Raw genomic sequence first — 23295 nt, forward strand, 5'->3', positions numbered from 1 at the left:
GAACGGACGGGAACGATGTTCTGGTGAGGAGTATCCGCCAATCGTTCAGCTCTGCGGTTGGCTGCGAAAATACGCGCTAATAAATCTGTTGTACGAATCACCGTTCTGCCCTAACTGGCGCATTATAGTGAAGGCTATGCCGGGAGAAGGCGGGCACCCCCGCCGCCGAAGGAGCAACCGCCCCGGAAACTCTCAGGTCCAAGGACCGGTATGGCCTAAACACTCCGGAAAGCGGCCCCCAAAAGGCCCACCGTAGGAGAAAGCCCGCATTTGGGTGAAACTCTCAGGTTCCATGCACGGAGGGGGCAAGCGGCGCAAGCCGCACGTGCAAGGAGCATTGCCATGTCCAAAGTTGCTGTCATCGGGGCCGGTGTCACCGGGCTGACCACCGCCTATGAACTGCTGGATCGCGGTTTCGACGTCACCGTGTTTGACCGTCATCGCTATGCCGCGATGGAAACCAGTTTCGCCAATGGTGGGCAGCTTTCGGCGTCCAATGCCGAAGTCTGGACGCAATGGGGCACCATCCTCAAAGGGCTCAAGTGGATGTTGCATGCCGACGCTCCCCTGCTGGTCAATCCAGCCCCGACCTTGCACAAAATGCGCTGGATGGCCGAGTTCCTCTCCAACATCCCCAACTACAAACGCAACACGGTTGAAACCGTCCGTCTGGCCATCGCAGCCCGCGCGGTCCTTTTTGAGATGGCTGACCGTGAAGGTATCGATTTCGACCTGGAGCGGCGTGGGATCCTGCATTTTTATGACCACGCCAAAGATCTTGCCCATGCCCGCAAAGTCAATTTGCTGTTGGCTGAAGGCGGATTGAGCCGTCGCGAATTATCGCCTGACGAAATCCGCGAAGTTGAACCCGCGCTTCACGGTGACTTCGTTGGCGGTTTCCTGACAGAATCTGACAGCTCCGGCGATATCCATAAATTCACCATGGGTCTGGCGCGCGCCTGCGCCCGACGGGGCGCTATCCTGCGTTTTGGTGCGAAAGTCGAAGACCTGTCAGCCCAAAATGGCGCTGTCCGCGTGACCGAAGGGGGGCATGAGGAGGTTTTTGACGCAGTCATAGTCAGCGCGGGCGTCCAGAGCCGCGATTTTGCCCAGCAACTGGGAGACCGGGTCAACATCTACCCTGTCAAAGGGTATTCGGTCACGGTGTCCCTGGATGATCCTGAAAGCCAGGCGGCAGCACCATGGGTCAGCCTGCTGGATGATCGTGCCAAGATCGTCGCCAGCCGCTTTGGGGCCAATCGGTTCCGCATCGCCGGAACCGCCGAGTTCAACGGTGCAAACCGCGACATCCGCGCAGACCGCATTAAACCCCTGACGGATTGGTGCGAGCGCTACTTCCCTGGGATCTCAACAGAAAACGTTACTCCCTGGGCTGGCTTGCGCCCGATGATGCCGTCAATGTTGCCCCGGGTTGGCCGCGGCAAGGCACCGGGCGTATTCTACAACACCGGACACGGGCACCTGGGCTGGACGCTCTCCGCTGCAACCGCGCGTATCGTGGCGGCATCAGTGGCCGAAAGCCTCGACGCGCCGGCTAAATTGGCCGCAGGAAAACCCTGCGTCGCAGCAGCTTGAGGCGCTGTCGGCAAACATATACGGCAGCCCGTCTCCGGGCTGCCGGCACCGCTAAACCGCACCTCCCTCAACCACCTGTTCGGGGTGTGTTTCGCACCACCCTGCAAGGCATTCGGCCAATTCCTCAACCCCGGCCAACTCCGCCGCGCGACGTGGGATCGGCACACCCGCCTCGAGGGCAAGCCGCAAACACGTCAAATGATCGCGCCCCTGTTGCGGCGGCGCATTTTCCGAACCATGCAGAATAGTCGACAGCAATCCACCACCATACCCATTCTGATGCATCAAATTGGGCCCCAGCGTCAGAAGATATGCCATGACTTCCGGCGCACCTTCCCAACCTGCCACCTGCACGGGCGTCAGGCCCTCGCTGTCGGCAACGTCAAACTCAACGCCCAGCGCGACAAGTCGCCTGATGTGGCCAAGCTTGCCCGGCAAATGCAGGATCGAGCGAATGATCGTTCGGTAGGCCTGCGGCAGATCTTCGGGCACAATCCGCGCTTGGCCCACGTCAAGATCATCAGCGGCTTTGGCGAGCAGACGCTCATCTGATGTCAGTTCGGGGAGGTCACCGCGCGCCTCCAAGGCAGTTGCCAACGCCTGATTGCCAAACACGCGCGCATAACCATAGGCCGTGCAGCCCTGAAACCGAACAGAGGGGTCTGCACCCGCCGACAGCAAAAGCGCGATCATCTTTCGGTCTGACATGCGCCGCGCCGCCTGATGCAGCGCCGGAACCACCCATGGGGTCTCCCCACCAACGTGATTCCCGATGAATTCGTCTGCCTTCGCACCGGCCTCAATCAGCAGCGCAACCGCGTCATGGTCATGAAAGTCCATTGCTCTGAGCAGCGCATTGGTTCCCAAAGGATCGGCCCCATGATCCAGCAGCAGTTTCAGGGCCGTGCGATGCCCAAGTTCCGTTGAATGATAGAGAGACTCGCCGTCATTTGGATTGGCCCCGTTTTCCAGCAGCCACCGCGCCAAGGGCATGTTGTCGGCATGTCCAATAGCACCATAAAGACATGAAAGCTGATGATCGTTGTCCGGTGCCACAGGAATCGACGCGTTGGTATCCGCCCCCAAAGCCAACAGACGATCTGCAATGGTAAGCATATCCGCCTCGAGATCGGGACGATGGCGGATAAACCTTGAAAATGCCAAGTGGCAGATCGGCAGACGCCCTGCAATCATACGTGTTGCGGCGGCCGGGTCTTGGCGCAACGCCTCAAAAACCGCCTCGCGCCGGTAAAGCGCTATCTCCAAACCCAGATGCCCGCTCGCAAGATCGGGCGAGACTGCCAACAACCTGTCCAGCACATGTCTTTGCCCGTTGTAGATCGCTATTTTCAATCGTTGCCGTTTCGCAGCGATATCCAGCCCGTCCAGCTCAACCGCGGTCTTCAGCGCTGGCCAGCTGACAAATGAGTTCTCGCGCGCGATTACATGAAGATAGTCGGCGTGTTTCAAGGCGACGCCATCGGCGCGTGGTCGGTGATTGACAATTCGCTGACCCGCGTAAATGTCGCCCGCTTCATGCGCCCTTTTGAGCCGCTTTGCATCACGACGCAGTTGATCTAGAGATTTCATGTTTGGTTTCCTCATTCTGGCGCCCATCGGTTCGCTTGTCCGGGCATGAGAAACACCAAAAGATGTCTTCATTCTGAGCTGAGGGGTGCCGCCAACGGCTATCCGCGAACCTGGGTGCCGCCCCTGACGGCAGGTTCATAATATCGACCACCAACACAGGTCGCAACGATTTCCGATGTATATCAATTGCCGATCACTGGGGTGTTGGGAAGAAGCCTACATTGCCGCAATATCCAGATCACAGCGTTTGGAGAGCAGGGCGTGACCTACCCGCATTTGACAGTCGATGTTATCGGTTTCAGAATTTCAAAGCCCAAACGCCAGAGGACAGCATGTCAAATAATGACCGCCACGATGCCAAACTGGCAGAATTCAAGCGCCTTCATACCACCAGCGAGATATTCATTGCGCCCAACGCTTGGGATGCCGGTACGGCGCGTATCCTCGAAAGCATCGGGTTCCCCGCGCTTGCCACGACAAGCGCGGGCCTGGCGTTTTCAATGGGCGTGACGGATTCCAGCGGCAGCCTGACCCGCGCGCAAGTGCTGGAGAATGCAAAATCAATTGTCGAGGCAACATCCCTGCCCGTCTCCGCCGATCTCGAAAATGGCTTTGGTGTACAGCCAGATGATTGCGCGCTGACCATTCGGCAGGCTGAAGCCATCGGGCTTTGCGGCGGCGCTCTGGAGGACGCATCAGGCGATCCAGAAAACCCGATTTACGATTTCGAACTCGCCGTGGAACGCATTCGTGTCGCCTGCGCCGCAAAGACAAAGCAGAATTTCCATGTCACCGCACGTGCGGAAAATTTCCTTTATGGTCGACCGGACCTTGAGGACACAATCCGCAGACTGAGAGCATTTGAGCAAGCCGGTGCAGATGTCGTATACGCACCCGGACTACCTGACATAGACGCGGTAAAAGCGGTATGCCAATCCGTCAACATCCCTGTGAATGTCGTCGTCGGCCTTACAGACACGACCTACGACAAGGCGGATCTTGCCGCTGTCGGCGTCAGACGCATATCTACAGGCGGGTCATTGGCGCGAGCCGCACTGGGAGAGATGATCCGAGGTGCCAGCGAATTGAAAACACAAGGGACTTATCGCTATGCGGCAAACGCGATCCCCGATGCCGAGGCTGCCGCCTACATGAAATCGGTGCCAGACTAGCCCTAAACTCGGAGCGGATGGTCCGCTTTCGCACCAATGCGCGAGGGGTAAGGCAAAATACCACGCCAGGATGAATGCTGCGCGCTTCACATTCTCGCACGCGCTGATTATGTCGAAGATCACCGCAGCAGGAACAAATTCACCAAATGTCTCAAACAGCGATTGTATTCGATCTGGATGGCACACTTATCCATAGCGCACCGGACATGCACGTCGCGATCAATCACGCTCTTGAAAGAGTCGGTCGCCCGGCGCTCGAGCTTTCTCAGGTTATCTCGTTCATCGGTAACGGCGTCGAGAAACTTGTCGAGCGCAGCCTTGATGCAACAGGGGGCTGTTCATCTGATGTGACCACGCGGACATTGCGCCACTTCATGACCTATTACAGCCAGAACACCACCACGTTCACCAAACCATATGACGGCGTCATAGATTGCCTGAACCGTCTGAAAGCAGCGGGCATCCCTATGGCTATATGCACCAACAAACCCACCGGGCCCGCACGACAGATTTGCGACGCTTTGGGGATTGGCGGGTATTTTGACATCATTTCCGGGGCCGAAGATGGCCAGCCCAAAAAACCCGACGCCGCGCCGCTGCTGCGCTGCATCACAGCATTGGGCTTCACCGAAAAAGATGTGATCTATGTGGGCGACAGTGCGGTCGATTACCAAACGGCTACGAATGCCGGGGTGGCGTTCAAACTGTTTTCCGGTGGATATCTCAACGCCCCGATACCCGAATTGCCCGTCACAGATCGGTTTGACGACTGGTCACGATATGAGCTGAAAACCTCTCGTTAAAATTGAACTGATACTTCAGGTTAAGAGAACTGCGACTTTCTCTTTGTGTATTTCAATTTTCAAGCTAGCCTCCCGCTATTGGGAGGAAATCAAATGAAAATATTGACGAAATTGCTGTCTGGCGCAGCGCTTACCCTCAGCATGACACTGGCAGCTCCACTGGCTGCTGAGGACTGCCCCAGGGGTGATCTGGATAAGAGATTTTGCGATGTGGACGGTGATCTTGTGGCGGATACGCCAACGGATCCTGCGGATCAGCTTGATCCCGACACATTGATCTTTGCCTACACACCGGTCGAAGACCCAGCGGTTTACAAAGCGGCTTGGTCCGACTTCCTGACCCACCTGGAAGCAGAAACGGGCAAGAAGGTTGTCTTTTTCCCGGTACAGAACAACGCGGCGCAAATCGAAGCGATGCGGTCAGGACGGCTGCACATTGCGGGGTTTAACACCGGGTCAAATCCTTTGGCTGTGAACTGTGCAGGCTTCAATCCTTTCACGATCATGGCGTCAAAAGATGGCAATTTCGGCTATGAGATGGAAATCATCACCTATCCCGGTTCTGGGATCGAAAAAGTCGAAGACATCAAAGGCAAACAGCTGGCCTTTACGTCACCAACGTCAAATTCCGGGTTCAAGGCACCCTCGGCAATCCTGAAGGGTGACTTTGATCTGCTGCCAGAACGTGATTTCGAGCCGGTTTATTCCGGCAAGCATGACAACTCCATTCTGGGCGTTGCGAACAAGGACTATCTTGCCGCCTCGATTGCAAATTCGGTCAAATCCAGGATGATCAGCCGCGATGTGATCAAAGAAGACGACGTTGTAACGATCTACAAGTCTCAGACCTTCCCGACGACTGGCTTTGGCACGGTCTACAATCTCAAGCCTGAACTGAAGGAAAAAATTCGCAGTGCTTTCTTCAACTTCGAATGGGAAGGCACGACATTGCAGGCCGAATTCGAGAAATCGAATGAAGGCCAATTCCTTGAAATGACCTATCAGGAATTCTGGGACGTCATCCGCAAGATCGATGCAGCCAATGGCGTCAGCTACGCCTGCGAATGATATAAAACCTGGTGTCCCCGACGGGGGCACCATTGCCAAAAAACAATTATAAAAACGGGGTGGGGAGGCTTTCATGCTGCGGCTTGAGAAGCTCGTGAAGACGTATAAGACCGGGGATCAGGCGCTTAAGGCGGTGGATTTGGACATCCCGGAAGGTCAGGTGCTTGCCCTGATCGGCCCTTCGGGTGCAGGGAAATCCACGCTGATCCGCTGTATCAACCGGCTCGTGGAGCCAACGTCTGGGAAGGTCTATCTTGCCGGCAACGAATTGACCGAACTCTCCGCCGGAGCGCTGCGAAAGGAGAGACGGCGGATGGGGATGATTTTCCAGGAATATGCGCTGGTGGAGCGCCTGACCGTGATGGAAAACGTTCTCTCGGGGCGCCTTGGCTATGTCGGGTTCTGGCGCAGTTTTTTACGAAAATACCCTCAGACAGACGTCGATGAAGCCTTTCGCCTCCTCGACCGGGTCGGTCTTGCCCATATGGCCGACAAACGCGCCGACGAACTCTCCGGAGGCCAGCGCCAACGTGTGGGCATTTGCCGCGCGCTGATACAAGATCCGGCGCTATTGCTGGTAGACGAACCCACCGCATCACTGGATCCCAAAACCTCTCGCCAGATCATGCGACTGATCTGCGAACTCTGCAAAGAGCGCGGGCTGGCGGCGATCATCAACATTCACGACGTGGCTCTGGCGCAGATGTTTGTGCAGAGGGTCATTGGGCTGCGGTTTGGGGCGATCGAATTCGACGGCCCTCCCGACGCACTGACACCCGACGTGCTGACAACCATCTACGGCGAAGAGGATTGGGAAGCTACGATTGAAAAGATTGATGGCGAAGATGACGAGGCCGCCGAATGAGTGCACGTGACACAGATTTGCAAAGGCTTGTCGGTAAGCCATGGAAGAAACCTCCCTTCATCCAACGCAATTGGCTTAGATGGACGCTGATCCTGGGGTTTTTCGCCTATCTGGTCGCCGCCTTCATGACCATCGAAGTCAATTGGTCCCGGGTCTACGAGGGCTTGGAGCGCGGCAAGCAGTTCGTATTGGCTTTCACCAGCCCGGACTTCACAACCCGGTCAGGTGACATCTACGAGGGAATGGTCGAAAGCATCGTGATGACTGTTGCGGCATCGGTTGTGGGCATTGGTATCTCCATCCCGATTGCCCTGGGCGCTGCGCGCAACGTCGCCCCCCTGCCCGTCTACCTCATTTGCCGCAGTATCATTGCTATAAGTCGCGCGCTGCAGGAAATCATCGTGGCCATACTTTTGGTCGCAATCTTCGGGTTTGGGCCACTCGCGGGCTTTCTGACGCTGAGTTTTGCCACCATCGGCTTTTTGTCCAAACTTCTTGCAGAGGATATCGAAAGCATGGACCGCGTTCAGGCCGAAGCCATCAAGGCATCCGGCGCGCGCTGGTCCCAGTGGATCAACTACGGTGTCCAGCCGCAGGTCATGCCGCGCCTGATTGGCCTGAGCATGTACCGTATCGACATCAATTTCAGGGAAAGCGCGATCTTGGGACTCGTAGGTGCAGGGGGGATCGGAGCAACGCTCAACACCGCGTTCGACCGCTACGAATATGACACCGCCGCCGCTATTCTGCTCATCATCATCGTTATCGTGATGGCGCTGGAATATCTTTCCGGAATTATCCGGGCGCGGGTGCAATAATGCCCGTTCTTGAAACAGAGGGCCTGAAACGATGGCAGCGCCGCACTGGTAGGGAAAGCCTCGGTCATTGGGTGATGTGGCTGATTGGCGTTGCGATCTTTGCCTATTGCTGGCAGCAGATTTCGCAAGCAACAACCTGGTTTTTCGTCTGGGATGCCCCAACGATTGCCGAAGATATCTGGACTCGGGCGACCCCTCCCAAGTGGGAATACATAACGCAGTTGGGCAAGCCGATATGGGATACCCTCAACATAGCGACCCTTGGCACGATCATCGCCTTGATACTGGCCGTGCCCGTGGCATTTCTGGCCGCACGCAACACCACACCGTCCGCATTGATCATTCGCCCGATTGCTCTTTTGATCATCGTGGCCACGCGTTCGATCAACTCGCTGATTTGGGCTCTCTTACTGATCGCGATCATTGGGCCCGGAGTGTTTGCGGGGGTGATTGCCATTGCGATCCGGTCGATCGGGTTTTGTGCCAAGCTCCTCTATGAGGCGATAGAGGAAATAGACGAAACCCAGGTCGAAGCCATCAAGGCAACGGGTGCCACGCGTTGGCAGGTCATGGCGTATGGGATCGTCCCGCAGATACTGCCGGCCTTTGCGGGCATTGCCGTTTTCCGATGGGATATCAACATCCGCGAGTCGACTGTGCTGGGTCTTGTCGGTGCAGGCGGCATCGGCCTGCAACTATCCTCTTCACTCAATGTTCTGGCATGGCCACAGGTCTCTTTGATCTTGTTGGTCATCCTCGCGGCAGTGGTCATCTCAGAGTGGGTCTCGGCCAAAGTCCGAGGCGCAATCATCTGAGGCCCGGAACCCGGTAACTTGAGCAAAACGCGGACATCTTTGATTTGCACAAAAGAACGCGCAGCAGTTTCCTGCTGCGCGCCCTAGTCGGTTTCTGGATATCAGTTGTTGGCTCACGCCACTGGTTTTTCCTCTGCGCCGCCCTTAATGGCTTTGACGCTATCGGCCTCGATTTCGGATTTCTTTTCAGAAAGGTAGGCACCATCAGCCACTTCCGCCAGACCGCTTTCCAGGCTTAGACCAAGCTCCTCGCCAAGCTTCTTCATCGCTGGCATTTGCAAGGCCATCCCCATGATCGAATCCAGCGCCTGGTTGACCGGAGCACCGTCTCCGCGTGGCCCAGCGGACGCGCCATTGCCCATGCCGCTCACCTGATGAATCTTGATCTCACTGATCTTCTCCGCAGGTTTCACCATTTCCGCAATGATGGCGGGCATGGCTTCCAGCCGGGCGATATCCAGCTTCATCTGTACAATCTCTGCGCTCAGAGCATTTTCCGCACCAGCAATCGCATGACGACCTTCGGCCTCAGCCAGCAAATCGGTTTTCTTCGCCTCCGCACGAATGGTCAGAGCTGAGGCATCCGCCTGCGCGGCTTCCAGCACAGCCGCAGCCCGGTCGCTTGCCGCATCCTTCTCAGCTTCCGCAGCAAGCCTGATCGCGGTGGCCTGACGCTCAGCTTCTTTCTGGGCTTCGATCAGCGCGATCTGTTTGGCGCGATCCGCCGACGCCACAGCACGCGCGGTTTCAATCGCCTCCTGTGATTTCATCGCATCTGCTCGCGCGGTGTCCGCGCTGGAGCGGGCCACGCTTTCTTCCTCGGACTTCTTGGCAATGATGATTTGGCGCTCCTGATCGGCCACCTCAAGTTCCCGCTCATTTGCAATTTCTGCTTCGCGGATAACCCGTTCCCGCTCAATCTCCGACTCGCGGATCGCACGTTCTTTGGCAATTCGCGCCTGTTCCTGGGCCTGCTGCGAGATTTCCTGATTACGCTTGATCTCCGCTTCCTGCTGGGCTTGTAGGATTTCGATTTCACGGATTTGCGCAATTTCAGCCTCGCGCTGATCCCGTTCGATCTGGTACTTCAGCTTCTCCGCCTCCATCTCCGAGCGGCGCACCGACACGTCTGCTTCCGCGGTGATCTGTGCGCGTTCTTTCTTGGACGTCGCGATGACCTCCGCCAGTTTGCGCATACCCACAGCGTTAAAGGCATTGTTTTCGTCAAGTGCGTCAAAGGAGGTTTGATCAAGAGCCGTCAACGACACCGCTTCCAGCTCAAGGCCGTTTTTCAAAAGATCTTCGGAAATCGCATTCTGAACCTCCTGAACAAATTCAGACCGGTTTTCGTGCAGTTCATCCATGGTCATGCGCGCTGCAACGGATCGCAGGCCGTCAATCAGCTTGCCTTCAATCATCTCACGGAGTTGTTCCACGTTGAAGGTACGATCGCCTAGTGTCTGGGCTGCCCGGGAAATCCCATCTTCGGTCGCATTGACCGAAACGTAGAATTCGACGCCCACGTCCACGCGCATCCGGTCCTTGGTGATCAGCGAGCCATCGTCCTTGCGGTGAACCTCCAGCCGCAATGTCTTCATATTGACCTGGCTGATCTCATGCAAAAACGGGATCGAAATCGTGCCACCGTCCATGATCACTTTCTTGCCGCCAGAGCCGGTCTTGACCAAGCTCACTTCGCGGGTCGCACGGCGATACAACCGGGCCATGATCAAACCGATGAAAAGGAACAGGACAACGATGATACCTGCAACGATTAGAATATCCGTAAATGGCAAAGGACTCTCCCTCTATTAAGAAATGTTGAGGCGCATTCAGGCGCCTAGCTGGTTTCGACAACCTGGAAAACACCTTCGTGCTTGCGCACCACGTGCACGGACGCACCCTGCGCAATTTCCCCATTGTCTTCTAACGGTTCCACCCGAAGGTAATGGGTGTTGCCGTGACGATCCTTGATCTTTGCTTCCGCAGAGCTTCCGCGCCGTGCAGTGCCTTGACTGATCACCCCTTCGTAGCCGCTCAGCGCGCGTTCGGACAAAGCTGTGCTTTCGGTCCTTGGCATCATGTAGGCCACATGATTTGCCACAAATTTTGTGCCTGCGAGCGATGCTCCAACGGCGACGGGGACCGAGAACGTCCAGTCAAGACCGGTCAAACCGACAAAGATAAGACCTGCCAGACCGAACAACGTCAGAAACGACACAAACCAGATCATGAAAGGAACATCTTTCAGGCCCAGCCACCCAAAAAGACCGGAGGGAGCCATAGCAAGATCGGCGTCGATATCGGTGTCGATGTCCAGATCAAAATCAGCGTCGAGTTCGAAATCCGCATCAAAATCAACGTCCGGCGAATCGGCTCCCAAGGCCAGCAAACTGCCCCCCAACATCAAAGAAAGGATTTCAATCAAAAACAGCCCAAAAACCACGGTCAATGCAATCGAAAAGGGTAGTGCGTTTGCGTCCAGAAAAGTCTCGATCATCTTGCCTCCATATTAATTATATAGGCATCCCAACGGGTTATTTAAAGGTTTGCGCTAACAAATTGGTTCTGCAACGCACTCTTGAGGCGCGTTTTAGAAAGCAAACACGGCATCATTGAGGCGGATTCGCATCCGCGATTTCACCTTTCAGCCATGGCAGTTTCTCTCTGAAATTGCCAGATACTTCGTGCGATATCCGCCACACCTCATGCGGGAAAACTGACAACACCGCACCCGCAAGCGCGCCGCAGATTTGGAAGCCATCTTGCGGATCACAAACACCGCCATCAATAGATGTTGCGATTTCCCAAGGTCAGAGATTCAACATGTTTTCGGCTTCCAATTTTGCCCAGTTAAATTCAACCCCGGTTCCGGGAGCATCGGGCGCAACTGCACGGCAGTTTTCCACGATCAGCGGGCGGGTTGTGTATTGATCGATAGGGAAAGAGTGCACTTCGATCAGGCCGGCGTTTTTTCGGCCTGAAACCAAGCTCACATGCAGTTCCTGCATACCGTGACTGCAAAGGGGCAGACCATGTATCTCGGAAAGCTCCGCCACCTGCAAAAATCCGGTAATCCCACCACAATTGGATGCATCCGGCTGAATGTAGCCCAATTTCGCCTGGTCGAACGCATATTCGAATTCGTGAAGTGTATGCAGGTTCTCCCCCATCGCGAGCGGTATATCCGTTGCTTCAGAGATTTGGGCATAGCCACGATAATTGTCCGGTATTGTTGGCTCCTCGAACCACAAAAGATCGTACTTTTCAAAGGCCTGTGCGGCTGCGATTGCCTGATCCACAGACAAGGAATAATTGGCATCGACCATGAAGGCGATATCCGGACCTATTAACTCACGGACTGCTTCAATGCGAGTAAGATCGTCTGCCAAGGACGGCAGGCCAATCTTGATCTTTACGCCGTCAAATCCCCGATCCAGATATCCCGCCACACTCTCCAGCAGCTTGGGCAGGTCAAATCCCAGATCTATACCGCCGCAGTATGCGCGGCATGTTTGAGCAGCCCCGCCAGCCATCTGCCACAAAGCAGTTTCGGTTCGTTTGCCTCGGGCATCCCAAAGCGCGATATCAATTGCCGAAATTGCAAAGGAGGCGATGCCGCCGCGGCCAACATAGTGGATATGCCATTGCATCGCCTCATACAGCGCCTCTACGTTTTCCCCGTTTTTTCCGACGAGAAAAGGTTTCAGGTCATATTCGATCATTGCGGCGATCGCATGCCCTCCCTTCCCGCCTGTATAAGTGTAACCGGTGCCCAGACTTCCGTCTTGAAAGTGCAGAGTGCAGGCTACCAGCTCAAAAAAATGATGGTCGCCATGTTTTGCGTCTACAAGGACTTCTGCAAGTGGCAAACGGAACAGTCGCGTCGCGACATCGACAATCTTGGGCATTTATCAGAACAACTCGCAAGGTGATCATTGGTTTTCCATCGAAACGTACCGCCAATGCGCTGGGGAGTTAAGAAGGAATATCCGGTCGTGCTGACCGGGCACAAGCGACCGCCAACGAACCGCTGAAATCATATTTTCAATGCCAGCTGGAAGAACGAAACCATGCGGAACCGATCCAGGCCGTTCCTTTGAATCTCGCGCTGGGAATGCTGTGAAGAAAGGCCGGACTAGTAGCTCCGATCTTCAATTTTTGTATTCGTCGTGGCGTTTGACCCAAGCCTGTGGATAGGGGAAGCTGGCTTCATCTCGACCATTCGGTGTCAAATCCAACAAGTGATAAGCGCTGTTCAAAATATCAAGCCCACGTCCGTACGTAGAATAACTGTGCGCGACCCTATTTGCGCCCAAGTCAAAAAACACGCTCAATCCTGGGCTTTCACCGCCATATGGTTTTTTGTCGTAGTTGTATGTTCTGCCATTTTTTTCAGCGCCTTCAGGAAAGGTCACGCCAAAATCTTCACCAAATCCGGTGTTCAGACAGGAAACCCAAGGAATCGTCCACCCCATGCGCGCCGCGTACGCATTGAGCGTTTCCAGCGGCGCATTTGAAGCAAGTATGAATGCTGTGTTGCGCGCTGCGAGGTGGGCTTCATTACCGTTAAAGCTATCAACAAAGAACGAACAACTCGGGCAACCCTCTTCCCAATCGGGGCCGAACATAAAGTGATAGACCACCAGCTGCTTTTTGCCTTCGAACAATTCGGGCAAGCAACGCGTGCCTGAGTTCGTCGAAAAGTGATAGCTTTTTGTGATTTCGACCATTGGAAGATCCCGCCGCGCGTTTGACAGGGCGTCGCGCTCTTTGGTGAAGCTCTTTTCCCGCTCCAGTAGCTTCATGCGTTCTGAAATCCACATCTCTCGATTGACCAGGTTCGGCATCTTTTTGATCTCCCGTTGGAAACTCGAATAACGCTTGGATGGTTGCGCCAAATACTCAACAGATGTATTGAGTAAATCGAGATAAGCAAATAGTCAATACATTTGTTGAGTATTAGAGGATATATGACTGATCTAAACGCTGTATTCTTTGCGCTCGGGGATGATACGCGGCGCAACATATTGATCCAGTTGACCGAGGGGGAACAGCCGCTCTCTCGGTTGGCCGAGCCGTTTGAAATGTCACAAACCGCCGTCAGTCGCCATGTCCGCGTTCTGGAAGATGCGGGTTTGGTCAAAGTTGAAAAAAGAGGCCGTGTTCGGCACTGCGCCTTGACCGCCGGGCCGATGGAGGATGCCGTTTCATGGCTTGAGTCCTATCGACCGTTCTGGGTGGATCGCCTTGAAAGCTTGGCGAAGATGATTGCCGCCGAGAAAAACAATGATTGATCTGCTCACATCACCGGAAGGCGTAAACCCTGTTGTAATAAGTGCTGTGTTTGCGGCATCGCCAGAACGGTTGTTTGACGCCTGGACACGAGCAGAAGATCTCCGAAAGTGGTTTGGCAACGATCCCTCGGACCTCACCACCATCCATCTGGACCTATCGGTCGGTGGCCTGTGGCGTTTTGAGATGAAGGCGAAAAACAATAAGGCCGAGTACCTTGAAGGCCAGTACATCAACATTGATCGACCAAGGTTTCTCTGCTTCAGCTGGGTGCATGTCGTGGTGACGCACGAAGACCATCAACGACAAACTCCGCCCTCACAGGTTTCCGTTCACTTCGAGGCGCTTGGCGCTGCGACCCGAATTACCCTCGAGCACAAAGAAATTGCGTCACCATCGGGACGGATCGGGGTGCGCACCGGCTGGAAAGCGAGTTTTCAGAAGTTGGCGAAATCCCTTGCTTTGGAAGGCGAGCGGCACATCAACTGACCGCGCGACACAACCTATCTTTCTGCGAAGGCCTTTTCCAAGGAGCGTTGCACGGGCTTGGTGAGATAGGCCATCAGAGTTCGTTCGTCGGTCACTATTTCGGCGTTGGTGGCCATACCCACGCGCAGCGGACGCCGCCAAACCCCTTCACCGATGCTGTCCCGGCTCAATCCGACGACACCTCGGAAATAAGTACTCCCGTCCACAGGATCCACGACAAAAGTCGGCGAGAGACTTTCGATTTCCCCTTCAAGTTCGCCGTAACGTCTGGCGTCATATGTCGTTAGTTTAAGAGCCACCGTATCGCCAACCTGAATGTGACCGATATCGTTTGTGTCGATCCGGATTTCCGCCACCAATCGGTCCGAAGTGTTGATCAGTTCGAACATCGCCACCCCTGCCTCAATAACTTCGCCTGCTCGAGGAAACGCAACTGATTGGATTTCACCATCCACCGGAGCACGGACCAGCAGCTCCTTGCGCTGTTGGGCAACAGAGCGCAGTTGAACCTGCAATGCATCTCTTTCCTGATGCAGAGACACAAGCTCGGTGAGCGTTTGTTCTCGCAATGCGAGTTCATTTTCCATCGGGGTTGCCTGGGCTTCAGCGAAACTCGTTCGTGTGGTTGCCAGTTGGATGTCTGTATCAATCAATCGACCGCGCAATTCATCCAAAGTCTGTTGTTCTGCTTCCAGTCTCGCCCGCGTTACATTGCCAGAAGCAAAGAGGTTTTCCAGCCGGTCAACCGCGGCAGTTCTCTGCGCGACACGATCTTCCATAAGCTGCCGAGCCGCTTCGAGACGTTCGATGACGCCTTCGAGATGCGTGACACGTTGATCCGCGATTTCTTGCCTCGCCTTGTGCAAAGAGAGTTTCGTGAAGAGGAAATCTGACGCTTCCCGGGAGAGATTGCCACCCCCCTCAACATCATTGTGAGGTTGTTCCAATTGCTTCAACAGGATTGCCAGAGTGTCGATCCTATCAGTGGCACCGACCAGCCTCTGGCGAATGTTCTGTTCTTCCCTTTTCAGGCCAGGCGAGACCAGAGTGGCAAGAATCTGATCTTTGGCGACGCGCTGCCCCTCGCGCACAAGAACAGATTCTACGACCCCGCTGTTGGGACTCTCGATGCGATGTGCATGCCCGGATGGAACAATCTCGCCCTCTGCGCGCGCAAGTTCCGGTACGATGGTTACGGTTGCCAATAAAATGGCACCCGTCAGGAACCCGGCTAGCGTCAAAAGCACCATTGCGGCAATGCGCGGCTGTCTTCTTGTCTCGCGTGCCATTTTACGCGCAAAGACGCCAGGTTTGGCTTTAGGTGATTTTCCAGCTAGCATTTTAGTTCTCCTTCCCGGCAGCGATGAGCGCTTCCATTTTCTTCCGCCCATTTCTGCCAGTGTCATTCGATACGATGCGCCCGTTCGCCATGAAAATGCATCGATCTGCCAATCTCAAATGATCGGGATCATCAGAGATCAAGATGATCGTGTGCTCACCCTTGAGCCGCTCCAAATGCGCCGTAACCGCGGCTTTTCTCATGTAGTCAAGACCAGTGTAAGGTTCATTCAACAGATAAATCGAGGCTGGGCGGGTGAAACAACGAGCGAGCGCCAGAGCACTGGAGGTAGCCCGCGGAAGGGTTTCTCGATATGCCTCTGACAATCGTGTGTCCAACCCATCCGGAAACTTAGCCACTTCACTGGTCAATCCGACAGCCGCGATCGCATTCTCAATGTCTTCGACACGAGCCGTTGGCGACGCAAGCCTGAAGTTCTGCAATAATGTCCCGTAGAAGATTTCAGGATTTTTCTGAGCGTAGCTGAATGATTGCCTGAGATCATCTGTTGGGATTTGACGTAAATCGATTCCGTCCAGTTGGACAGACCCGATTATCGGCTTGTAAAGCCCGATAATCAGCCCCAACAGCGTCGTCTTGCCACTGCCGTTGTTGCCGGCGATAACTACGAATTCGCGCGCCGGGATCTCCAACGAGATTTGCGACAGAACAGGATCAGTTGCCCCTGGAAAGCGATGCGTCACACCTGAAAAGGAAATCTGCCCGTCAAAAGATTTCTGATGTGTGGAAGCCGCGCCCCTGACAGTTTCTTGCGGCAACGCAAGGACCCTGTCCACCTGTTGTTTGCTTTTTAGGAAACCAACAACCTGAGGCGCATTTGCATATAGTGACTGCAGGGGCGTCAGAACCTTCCAAACCAGCGACATCACGGCAATCAGCGCACCGAAAGTCATGCTGCCACTCATAGCTGACAACGTGCTCAGAACGATTGCGCCGACGCCCGCGATGGCCATCAAGCTTTGAGCAAAGGCCTGGCAAATCAACTGGAATTTTCGCGCCTTGCGCGACGCTTCTGCCGCCTCCAGAGCCAGTGGTGCATAGCGTTCACGCCAAATTTTTCCTAGTCCCAACCGGTAGATGTTTCGCTGCTGGCCAACTGTTTCGAACATGTAGCTTTGTTGGCGTGCCTTTACCTGCGATGCCGACATGTTCAACGATTGCTGCACGGGCAAAGTAACCCAGATCGCAACGATAAAAATTGCGCCCAACCCGACGATCAGGAATCCCACTTGCGGCGCAAGGGCAAACAACAACGCCAGGAAAATCAAGACAAAAGGCAAATCCAGAATAGTCGTCAGAACCTGGCCCGAAAAAATATCCCGCAAACCTTCGAATTGCTTGAAACGAGAAATCTGTTGTTCAACTTCCGACTTTTGAACCTGTTCAAGCGGAAGGGACATCAGTTTCTTGAATAGAGACAGACCCAGTCGATGTTCCACCACGCGACCGACATAAGCGACTGATTTTGAGCGGGCAAAACGGAAACCTGCATCAGCCACGAGCACCAACAAAGCTGCCAAAGAAAGCGACACCACGAGACTAACTGAACCTGTCGGAATAACCCGATCATAAATGACCATGACCAGAAGCGGTGTCGCCAATCCCATGAGATTCGTCATCAGCGAGGCAATGAGCAACCACGGCAGCAATCCGCGAAAGCCACGCGTGATACTACGGAAGCTTTCATAACTAGCGTGTTCATTCGTTTGCCCAAACCGGTCAAGCTTGACCAGTTTTCCAGACTCGCTGCTCGGCTTGACCCACTCTGGTTCTTGATCATTTAGGTCGCATACAAGGATCAGGTCATCTTTCTGATCCAGAATTGCCTGGAGGCGACCGGACGATCCGATGAACATCGAAGGGCAATCTGACTTTGCAACCTCAGTCTGACGGACGTTGGCCGAAGACAAGGGAACGCCGAGGTTCTGTAGCGTTGTGATCAGATCTTCGGAACTCAGGTCTTGGACAAGGTGTGGGGCGGCTTCGAACAACGTCCGTTGATTGCTGTGCCATCCGGCGGCCAGCATGAGTTTCTCCAGCAATGCGAGGCCGGGGTTTATTGACGATTGCATCATCATGCTGTTTCACCCCAGAGCAAAGCAGCCTCAGCGGCATCTTCTTCGGCATCGTCATCCCAAATCTGGGCTCGTCCCGCCAGATCACTCACCAGCAAGACAGATTGGTCGGCAAGCTCTAGAAGCTGTTCTCTTTGCGATGACATCACGATGGTTGTCTGTCCTTTCAGCTCGGCCAGACATGCCGCGAAACGGCTCACAGAACGTTCATCCAGAGCAGAGGTCGCATTGCTAATGAGGAGAAGCTTTGGTTGCAAAGCGAGCGCGCGAACGAGACATATGGTCTGGCACATGGCAAAGCTTGTGTGCAGATGATTCCCTTGCCCAAGCGGAGTTCCATAGCCTAGCGGCAGGCGATGGACAATTTTTTCCAACCCGATCTTTTTCGAGAAATCAAGCGCTCGCTCTACGGAGGCCGCATCCCCAAAGCAGGAGATGTTTTCCAGTAGTGTACCCGTGAAAATCGCGGGAGACTGATCGACATAGACAATGCCCTGATGACCCCGAGCAGATGCAAAGGCAGTAATCGGTTGTCCATCGAGCTCCACTTGTCCCGATGACGGCCGTAGCTCCGCCAGGATCAGCCGAAGAAACGACTGTTTACCCAAATCCTCTTCTCCGACCACCGATAAAACGGTCCCCGCGTCCACCGAAATCGAAACGTTAGAAAAGAGATTATCACTCCCGTCATCCTTGCTGACCGTGACGCCCTCAAAATTGAGATTTCCCTTAATTTCAAAATCTTGCTCTTGGTCTACCTTGCGTTGTTGCAAAGAAGCGACCTCATCAATCTTGCGACTGGCAGCCTGAACGTTTTCTGCTTGTGCCCAATGGCTGAGCATCTTGAGCAAAGGCTGGACAGTGCGACCGTTCAGCAACATACACGCAGCCAGTTCAGCCATCCCAATCTGGCCGATGATGATCAGATAACCACCGAAAAGACCCATCGCTGCAACTGACGCTTGAGAAAAAAGTGCGCCAAAGGACTGCGAAAACCCGGAGAACCGGATGAGTTTGTGGCTGATGTCAACCGATTGTTCTTGCAGCAGTTCATAGCGCCTGAGTAACTGCGGCTCCATGGTTTGAGCCTTTACGGTCACGATCTGCGAAAGGCATTCGATCAGAAATGAATAGCGACGGCCATCAAGTGTCTTTCGGTTCTCGAATATTGGCCCCTGAGCGCGTTGCAGGATTGATTTGAAACCCAGAAGCAAACAAAGACTAATCAGCGGAATGGCAACGAGCCAGCCGCCGATCAGACCAATCATCAGAATGAATATCGTTGTGAAAGGCAAATCGATCGCCAACAGACGGCTTTGACCTGCGTAGTAGTCGCGCAATTGTGCGACCGCGCTCAACCGTTCAAAATGTGCGCCTGTTGTGCTGCGGTTGTAGTCTTCGGGCTCTGCATCGAGCGTCCGATCCAGAAACCGCGATCCCAGTTCAAGCTCAAATTTCTGTCCCTGATAGCCAAGGTAGGTAATACGCGCCCATTTCAGGCAGAAATCCAGGATGGTCGTCCCACAAAGACCGATGAACAAAATCGTCAATGTCGAATAAGACTCGAATGGAATGACCCGGTCAAAAACCTGCAGGATAACCAGCGGCAACGCGAGACCCAACAGATTGATGGCCAAAGACGATACGATAACGGGGAATCCGATTCCCGGCGGGGCAATCAACCCGTTTGCTGGTGTCGTCTGGTCCGACATTCTGGACTGATCTCCCATAGATTCCTCCAAGTCCCACTTGCAGGGTCGGCCACTATTAATTCGTTAAGGTATTGAAATACCTACAGACAATTTCAATAAAATCATCGGGTTAATCTGTGATTCCTTAATCCGACGTTAAACTCGCACCGCAAATAAAGTCGGATTATTCAGGAGCGCGCCCATGTCAGATGAAGACAATCAAGAGCTTGATAATCCCGTCTATCTAGAAGAGGAAAATGAAGCTTCGTTAAAGGAGAAGGTCGCGAACCAAAGCGCCAAAGGCGGGGAGGTGGCACAGGAAGATACCTCTCGAAGCGCACTGCACTATGGCGAGGAACAGGAAGCTGAGCCCGAGCGCCAGATCATTGATGGTGCCGGGTCCGACGAGCCATCGGGCGCATTCACCGGCGATAGCATGTCGGAGAATGGCCAAAGGGAGCCGCGCGCATCGAACGAAGGATCACCCGATGACAGTGGCGCTGCTCCGTCATTTGACGCGCGCGCTCAGACGCAGACTCCGAACGGCGCAACAGGTGATCAGGCGTCTCGTCTCAGAACATCGCGTGTTTCAGATGATGCAAGCAATGAGACTCTTGGTTCTCCTGACAACTCCCAGACCATCGCCGCCACAACGAATGACAGCGCCGAGGCCCGAGATCAGAATTCACCTTTGTCCGCTCCTCAATCCGATAATGAGCAAACGCCTCAGCAAGAGCCCGCGGTTGCGCCAAATGAAGCCCCAACTGAGATTCAGTTGGATCAGACCAGCTTAGATGAGAATGAAGGCGGCGCCGTTGTTGGAAAACTCAGCGTGGTCGATCCGAATGCAAGTGATAACCATGAGATCACCCTATCCGATGAACGCTTTGAGGTTGTGGACGGTGAAGTTCGGTTGAAACCAGGGATCGCATTGGATCACGAGGCAGAGGGTTCAATCTCCCTGGAGATCACGGCGATAGACAGCGATGGCGCCAGCTTTTCCCAGAGCTTTGATATCACCGTCAATGACCTCAATGAGGTCCCTACGGAATTATCGCTTGAAGGCGGATTAGTCGCAAGCAACCAGGCCGGCGCGATTGTGGGCCAGGTGACTGTCACAGACCCGGATCAAGGAGAGGTTCATCAGTTTGCCGTCTCCGACGAAAGGTTTGAAGTCGCGGATGGGTTTTTGAAACTGCGTGACGATGTAACGCTCTCTGACGCGGAGCTTGGGACAATTGATGTGCAGGTGACTGCGGTGGATTCAGGAGGCGCCGAGATCACCGAGAGCTTCGCCTTCCAAGCCGTGGACGCAGCCGATGTGTCGGTATCATCAGGTTTTCGCGCCAGCTATTTTGATGTCAACCACTCGCTTCGCCAGTTGGACGAGATTGATTGGTCCAGCACGCCCACCCACGAAGACGTTGTAAGTGAAATCAACTATCAAAATGGTCGATCTTCGTTCTGGGAGGGAGGTTCGAAAGACACATTTGGCGCAAGGATCACCGGTAACATCGATGTCGAAGAAGGTGGCAGTTTTGAGTTCTTCCTTGGCGGTGATGACGGTGCCGTTTTGTACATAGACGGTGTCGAGGTCATTGAGAACGATGGGCTCCATTCATACCACACCCGAACTGCGGATATTGAGCTGGAACCCGGCACACATACAATCGAAGTGCGGTATTTCGAAAACTACGGCCATGCGGGGCTCAAGCTTGAGTGGGACGGCCCCGGCACCGATGGGCGCGAGTTGGTCGTTGCTCCTGATGTGGATGATCTGCAAACGGTGAATGGGGTTCCATTGACAATTGAATTGGACGTGAGCGCGCCCGAAACCGAAGCCCTGCAAAGTGTGACACAGGCGATCGAAGGGCTTCCCGAAGGCACGGTCGTAAGTGCCGGGACGTTTACCGCAGAGGTCGGTGAAAGTGGCGTTGTGGACATCTCCAATTGGGATACTTCCTTGTTGTCGATACAAACGCCAATTGATTTCATCGGTGACGTATCTGCACAAATTACCACCACGACATCATTCGAAACAGGCGGGGACGTCACGACGACCAGCGATCTGGATTTTTCAGTCAGTCAGGCCGAATTGCCACCTATCTCCTCGCAAATACAAACGGGCTTTCACGCCAGCTACTTTGACGTGGATCATTCCCTGCGCCGTCTTGATCAAATCGATTGGACAGATGAGCCCACGCACGAAGAGATCGTCGGGGAGATCAACTACAAGAATGGTCGCGACTCTTTCTGGGAGGGCGGATCAACCGACACATTTGGCGCGAAAATCACCGGCGAGATCAACGTCGAGGAAGGTGGCAGCTTCGACTTTTACCTTGGTGGAGATGATGGGGCGATCCTATTTGTAAATGGTGTCGAGGTTATTGAAAACGATGGCCTGCATGGGTTCCGGACTCGCAGCGGCGAAATCGAACTGGAGCCGGGGACGCACTCAATCGAAGTGCGGTATTTTGAAAACTACGGCCATGCGGGGTTGAAGCTGGAATGGGACGGCCCTGGAACCGACGGGCGCGAGTTGGTGGTCGCCGATGATGATCTCAGCGTCGCCGAAAATGGCGTGATTCCGGTGAACATCGGGGGCGGAGATCTGTCAGATCAGGCCAGCGTTCAAATATCTGGGCTACCGGCAGATACGATATTGATGAGCGATGACAACGTTTTGGTCTCGGACGGCGGTGAGGTCGATTTGACAGGGTGGGACATGTCCTTGCTTGAAATCGCGCCACCGCCAGGATTTGAAGGCACCATTTCGGGTGAGGTGACCACAACGGATCGCGCGTTTAACGGGCAAGAAGTTACGGGTTCCGACAGTTTTTCCATCAAAGTGGGCGACGCGCCAACTGCAGATGCTCAGCAGGAAAATGATGCAGAGGCGGAGTTTTTGAGTTCCGAAGAAGACAATTCGAATTCCGAAAACTGGGTGGCTGCCTCTGACAATGACGCCTCTTCAGACGACGGCAATGATGAAGTACTGAATGAGGATGTTGAACAGCAGGGTGCCGACGAACAGGGTTATGACACGACCGAGACCTACGAGCGGCAAGACTGGTAAGAGAGGTCGAGGCCCGCTCTGGATAGTCAGGTTCTAAACCGGAACATTCAAGCTGGCCTTTATTCGGTCCATGACGACCGTCGTCTTGAAGCCTTTGATGTCAGGATTGTTATACAAGAAATCTCGAGTGAACGCTTCGTAGTTTTGCATATCCTGAGCCGTGACGATCAGCACAAAATCCGTCTCCCCCGTGACGTAATAGGCGCTCATGACTTCAGCGCAATTTCGAACGGCGCGCTTGAACCTGTCAATAATGTCGGACCGCTCTCGTGCGAGTTCGACCGCCACCAGCATCGTTAATGGCCGCCCGACTGCGGCGGGTGAAACCACAGCGATATCAGCTTCAATAACACCGTCAGCGCGCAACCGATGCAAGCGCCTTTGCACGGAGGTGGCCGACAGCCCGACACGCTCTGACAATTCGCCACTGGTAAGCTGATTGTTGCGTTGGATTTCGTTCAGAAGTTTCCGGTCAATATTGTCCACTAAAGATTTACCCCGCATCTGCTGCCAATTTCACATTTTTTCTGCGGCTGTATACAAATTTCGCAGAAAAAATGCAGGGAGCATCGGTAGGATTGG

The 23295-nt window shown here is 54.4% G+C and carries 19 protein-coding genes and 1 riboswitch; of the genes, 10 read left to right on the forward strand and 9 right to left on the reverse strand.

What is annotated here, in order from left to right:
* The first annotated feature begins 130 nt into the window (after nucleotides 1-130).
* Nucleotides 131-218, forward strand: a riboswitch (glycine riboswitch).
* Nucleotides 219-342: 124 nt separating this feature from the next.
* A complete protein-coding gene (locus ACOTTU_RS20275) occupies nucleotides 343-1596 on the forward strand; it encodes a D-amino acid dehydrogenase (protein WP_425660595.1) in 1254 nt (417 codons plus the stop codon).
* A gap of 51 nt (nucleotides 1597-1647) precedes the next feature.
* Here the strand turns inward: ACOTTU_RS20275 and ACOTTU_RS20280 are convergent, their stop codons facing one another.
* Complete coding sequence (locus ACOTTU_RS20280) at nucleotides 1648-3186, reverse strand: ankyrin repeat domain-containing protein (RefSeq protein ID WP_425660597.1); 1539 nt, start codon at nucleotides 3184-3186, stop codon at nucleotides 1648-1650.
* A 332-nt stretch (nucleotides 3187-3518) separates the two neighbouring features.
* Between ACOTTU_RS20280 and ACOTTU_RS20285 the strand changes: the two genes are divergently transcribed.
* The 6 genes from ACOTTU_RS20285 to phnE (ACOTTU_RS20310) all read left to right on the forward strand — a co-directional run bounded on the left by ACOTTU_RS20285 (nucleotide 3519) and on the right by phnE (ACOTTU_RS20310) (nucleotide 8727).
* Nucleotides 3519-4358, forward strand: a complete 840-nt coding sequence (locus ACOTTU_RS20285) for an isocitrate lyase/PEP mutase family protein (RefSeq protein ID WP_425660599.1) — start codon at nucleotides 3519-3521, stop codon at nucleotides 4356-4358.
* Nucleotides 4359-4504: 146 nt separating this feature from the next.
* Complete coding sequence (gene gph, locus ACOTTU_RS20290) at nucleotides 4505-5161, forward strand: phosphoglycolate phosphatase (protein ID WP_425660601.1); 657 nt, start codon at nucleotides 4505-4507, stop codon at nucleotides 5159-5161.
* Between the two features lie 93 nt (nucleotides 5162-5254).
* On the forward strand, nucleotides 5255-6229 hold the full coding sequence (phnD, locus tag ACOTTU_RS20295) for a phosphate/phosphite/phosphonate ABC transporter substrate-binding protein (RefSeq protein WP_425660603.1): 975 nt from the start codon (nucleotides 5255-5257) through the stop codon (nucleotides 6227-6229).
* Between the two features lie 73 nt (nucleotides 6230-6302).
* Nucleotides 6303-7094: a phosphonate ABC transporter ATP-binding protein gene (phnC, locus tag ACOTTU_RS20300; protein WP_298920105.1), complete on the forward strand. Its 792-nt coding sequence runs from the start codon at nucleotides 6303-6305 to the stop codon at nucleotides 7092-7094.
* A complete protein-coding gene (gene phnE, locus ACOTTU_RS20305; RefSeq protein ID WP_425660606.1) occupies nucleotides 7091-7912 on the forward strand; it encodes a phosphonate ABC transporter, permease protein PhnE in 822 nt (273 codons plus the stop codon). Before phnC ends, phnE (ACOTTU_RS20305) begins: the two co-directional genes overlap by 4 nt.
* Complete coding sequence (gene phnE / locus ACOTTU_RS20310; protein ID WP_425660608.1) at nucleotides 7912-8727, forward strand: phosphonate ABC transporter, permease protein PhnE; 816 nt, start codon at nucleotides 7912-7914, stop codon at nucleotides 8725-8727. The genes phnE (ACOTTU_RS20305) and phnE (ACOTTU_RS20310) overlap by 1 nt, the downstream gene beginning before the upstream one ends.
* A gap of 113 nt (nucleotides 8728-8840) precedes the next feature.
* Here the strand turns inward: phnE (ACOTTU_RS20310) and ACOTTU_RS20315 are convergent, their stop codons facing one another.
* The 4 genes from ACOTTU_RS20315 to ACOTTU_RS20330 all read right to left on the reverse strand — a co-directional run bounded on the left by ACOTTU_RS20315 (nucleotide 8841) and on the right by ACOTTU_RS20330 (nucleotide 13577).
* Nucleotides 8841-10523, reverse strand: a complete 1683-nt coding sequence (locus tag ACOTTU_RS20315; protein WP_425660610.1) for a flotillin family protein — start codon at nucleotides 10521-10523, stop codon at nucleotides 8841-8843.
* A gap of 44 nt (nucleotides 10524-10567) precedes the next feature.
* Nucleotides 10568-11227, reverse strand: coding sequence for a YqiJ family protein (locus ACOTTU_RS20320; RefSeq protein WP_425660612.1), 660 nt, complete (start codon nucleotides 11225-11227; stop codon nucleotides 10568-10570).
* A 313-nt stretch (nucleotides 11228-11540) separates the two neighbouring features.
* Nucleotides 11541-12638 (reverse strand): mandelate racemase/muconate lactonizing enzyme family protein, encoded by a 1098-nt coding sequence (locus ACOTTU_RS20325; RefSeq protein WP_425660614.1) that lies wholly within the window; start codon nucleotides 12636-12638, stop codon nucleotides 11541-11543.
* Nucleotides 12639-12881: 243 nt separating this feature from the next.
* Complete coding sequence (locus ACOTTU_RS20330; protein ID WP_298920116.1) at nucleotides 12882-13577, reverse strand: DUF899 domain-containing protein; 696 nt, start codon at nucleotides 13575-13577, stop codon at nucleotides 12882-12884.
* 123 nt (nucleotides 13578-13700) lie between these two features.
* Here ACOTTU_RS20330 and ACOTTU_RS20335 point away from each other — a divergent pair, with 123 nt between their 5' ends.
* On the forward strand, nucleotides 13701-14024 hold the full coding sequence (locus ACOTTU_RS20335) for an ArsR/SmtB family transcription factor (protein WP_425660617.1): 324 nt from the start codon (nucleotides 13701-13703) through the stop codon (nucleotides 14022-14024).
* Complete coding sequence (locus ACOTTU_RS20340) at nucleotides 14017-14511, forward strand: SRPBCC family protein (RefSeq protein ID WP_425660619.1); 495 nt, start codon at nucleotides 14017-14019, stop codon at nucleotides 14509-14511. Before ACOTTU_RS20335 ends, ACOTTU_RS20340 begins: the two co-directional genes overlap by 8 nt.
* Nucleotides 14512-14525: 14 nt before the next feature.
* On the opposite strand, the gene ACOTTU_RS20345 is transcribed toward ACOTTU_RS20340, so the two are convergent.
* The 3 genes from ACOTTU_RS20345 to ACOTTU_RS20355 are packed head-to-tail and all read right to left on the reverse strand — an operon-like array spanning nucleotide 14526 to nucleotide 19658.
* Nucleotides 14526-15851 (reverse strand): HlyD family type I secretion periplasmic adaptor subunit, encoded by a 1326-nt coding sequence (locus tag ACOTTU_RS20345; RefSeq protein WP_425660621.1) that lies wholly within the window; start codon nucleotides 15849-15851, stop codon nucleotides 14526-14528.
* A gap of 1 nt (nucleotide 15852) precedes the next feature.
* A complete protein-coding gene (locus ACOTTU_RS20350) occupies nucleotides 15853-17949 on the reverse strand; it encodes a peptidase domain-containing ABC transporter (RefSeq protein ID WP_425660623.1) in 2097 nt (698 codons plus the stop codon).
* Entirely contained in the window at nucleotides 17946-19658 is a 1713-nt protein-coding gene (locus ACOTTU_RS20355) for an ABC transporter transmembrane domain-containing protein (protein ID WP_425660625.1), read from the reverse strand. The genes ACOTTU_RS20350 and ACOTTU_RS20355 overlap by 4 nt, the downstream gene beginning before the upstream one ends.
* Nucleotides 19659-19839: 181 nt before the next feature.
* Here ACOTTU_RS20355 and ACOTTU_RS20360 point away from each other — a divergent pair, with 181 nt between their 5' ends.
* Nucleotides 19840-22713 (forward strand): PA14 domain-containing protein, encoded by a 2874-nt coding sequence (locus ACOTTU_RS20360; RefSeq protein ID WP_425660627.1) that lies wholly within the window; start codon nucleotides 19840-19842, stop codon nucleotides 22711-22713.
* 33 nt (nucleotides 22714-22746) lie between these two features.
* Here ACOTTU_RS20360 and ACOTTU_RS20365 read toward each other — a convergent pair whose 3' ends face one another.
* Nucleotides 22747-23199 (reverse strand): Lrp/AsnC family transcriptional regulator, encoded by a 453-nt coding sequence (locus ACOTTU_RS20365; protein ID WP_425660629.1) that lies wholly within the window; start codon nucleotides 23197-23199, stop codon nucleotides 22747-22749.
* Nucleotides 23200-23295 lie beyond the last annotated feature (96 nt).

The sequence above is a fragment of the Roseobacter sp. EG26 genome, from assembly GCF_049830555.1.
Taxonomy (GTDB): domain Bacteria; phylum Pseudomonadota; class Alphaproteobacteria; order Rhodobacterales; family Rhodobacteraceae; genus Roseobacter.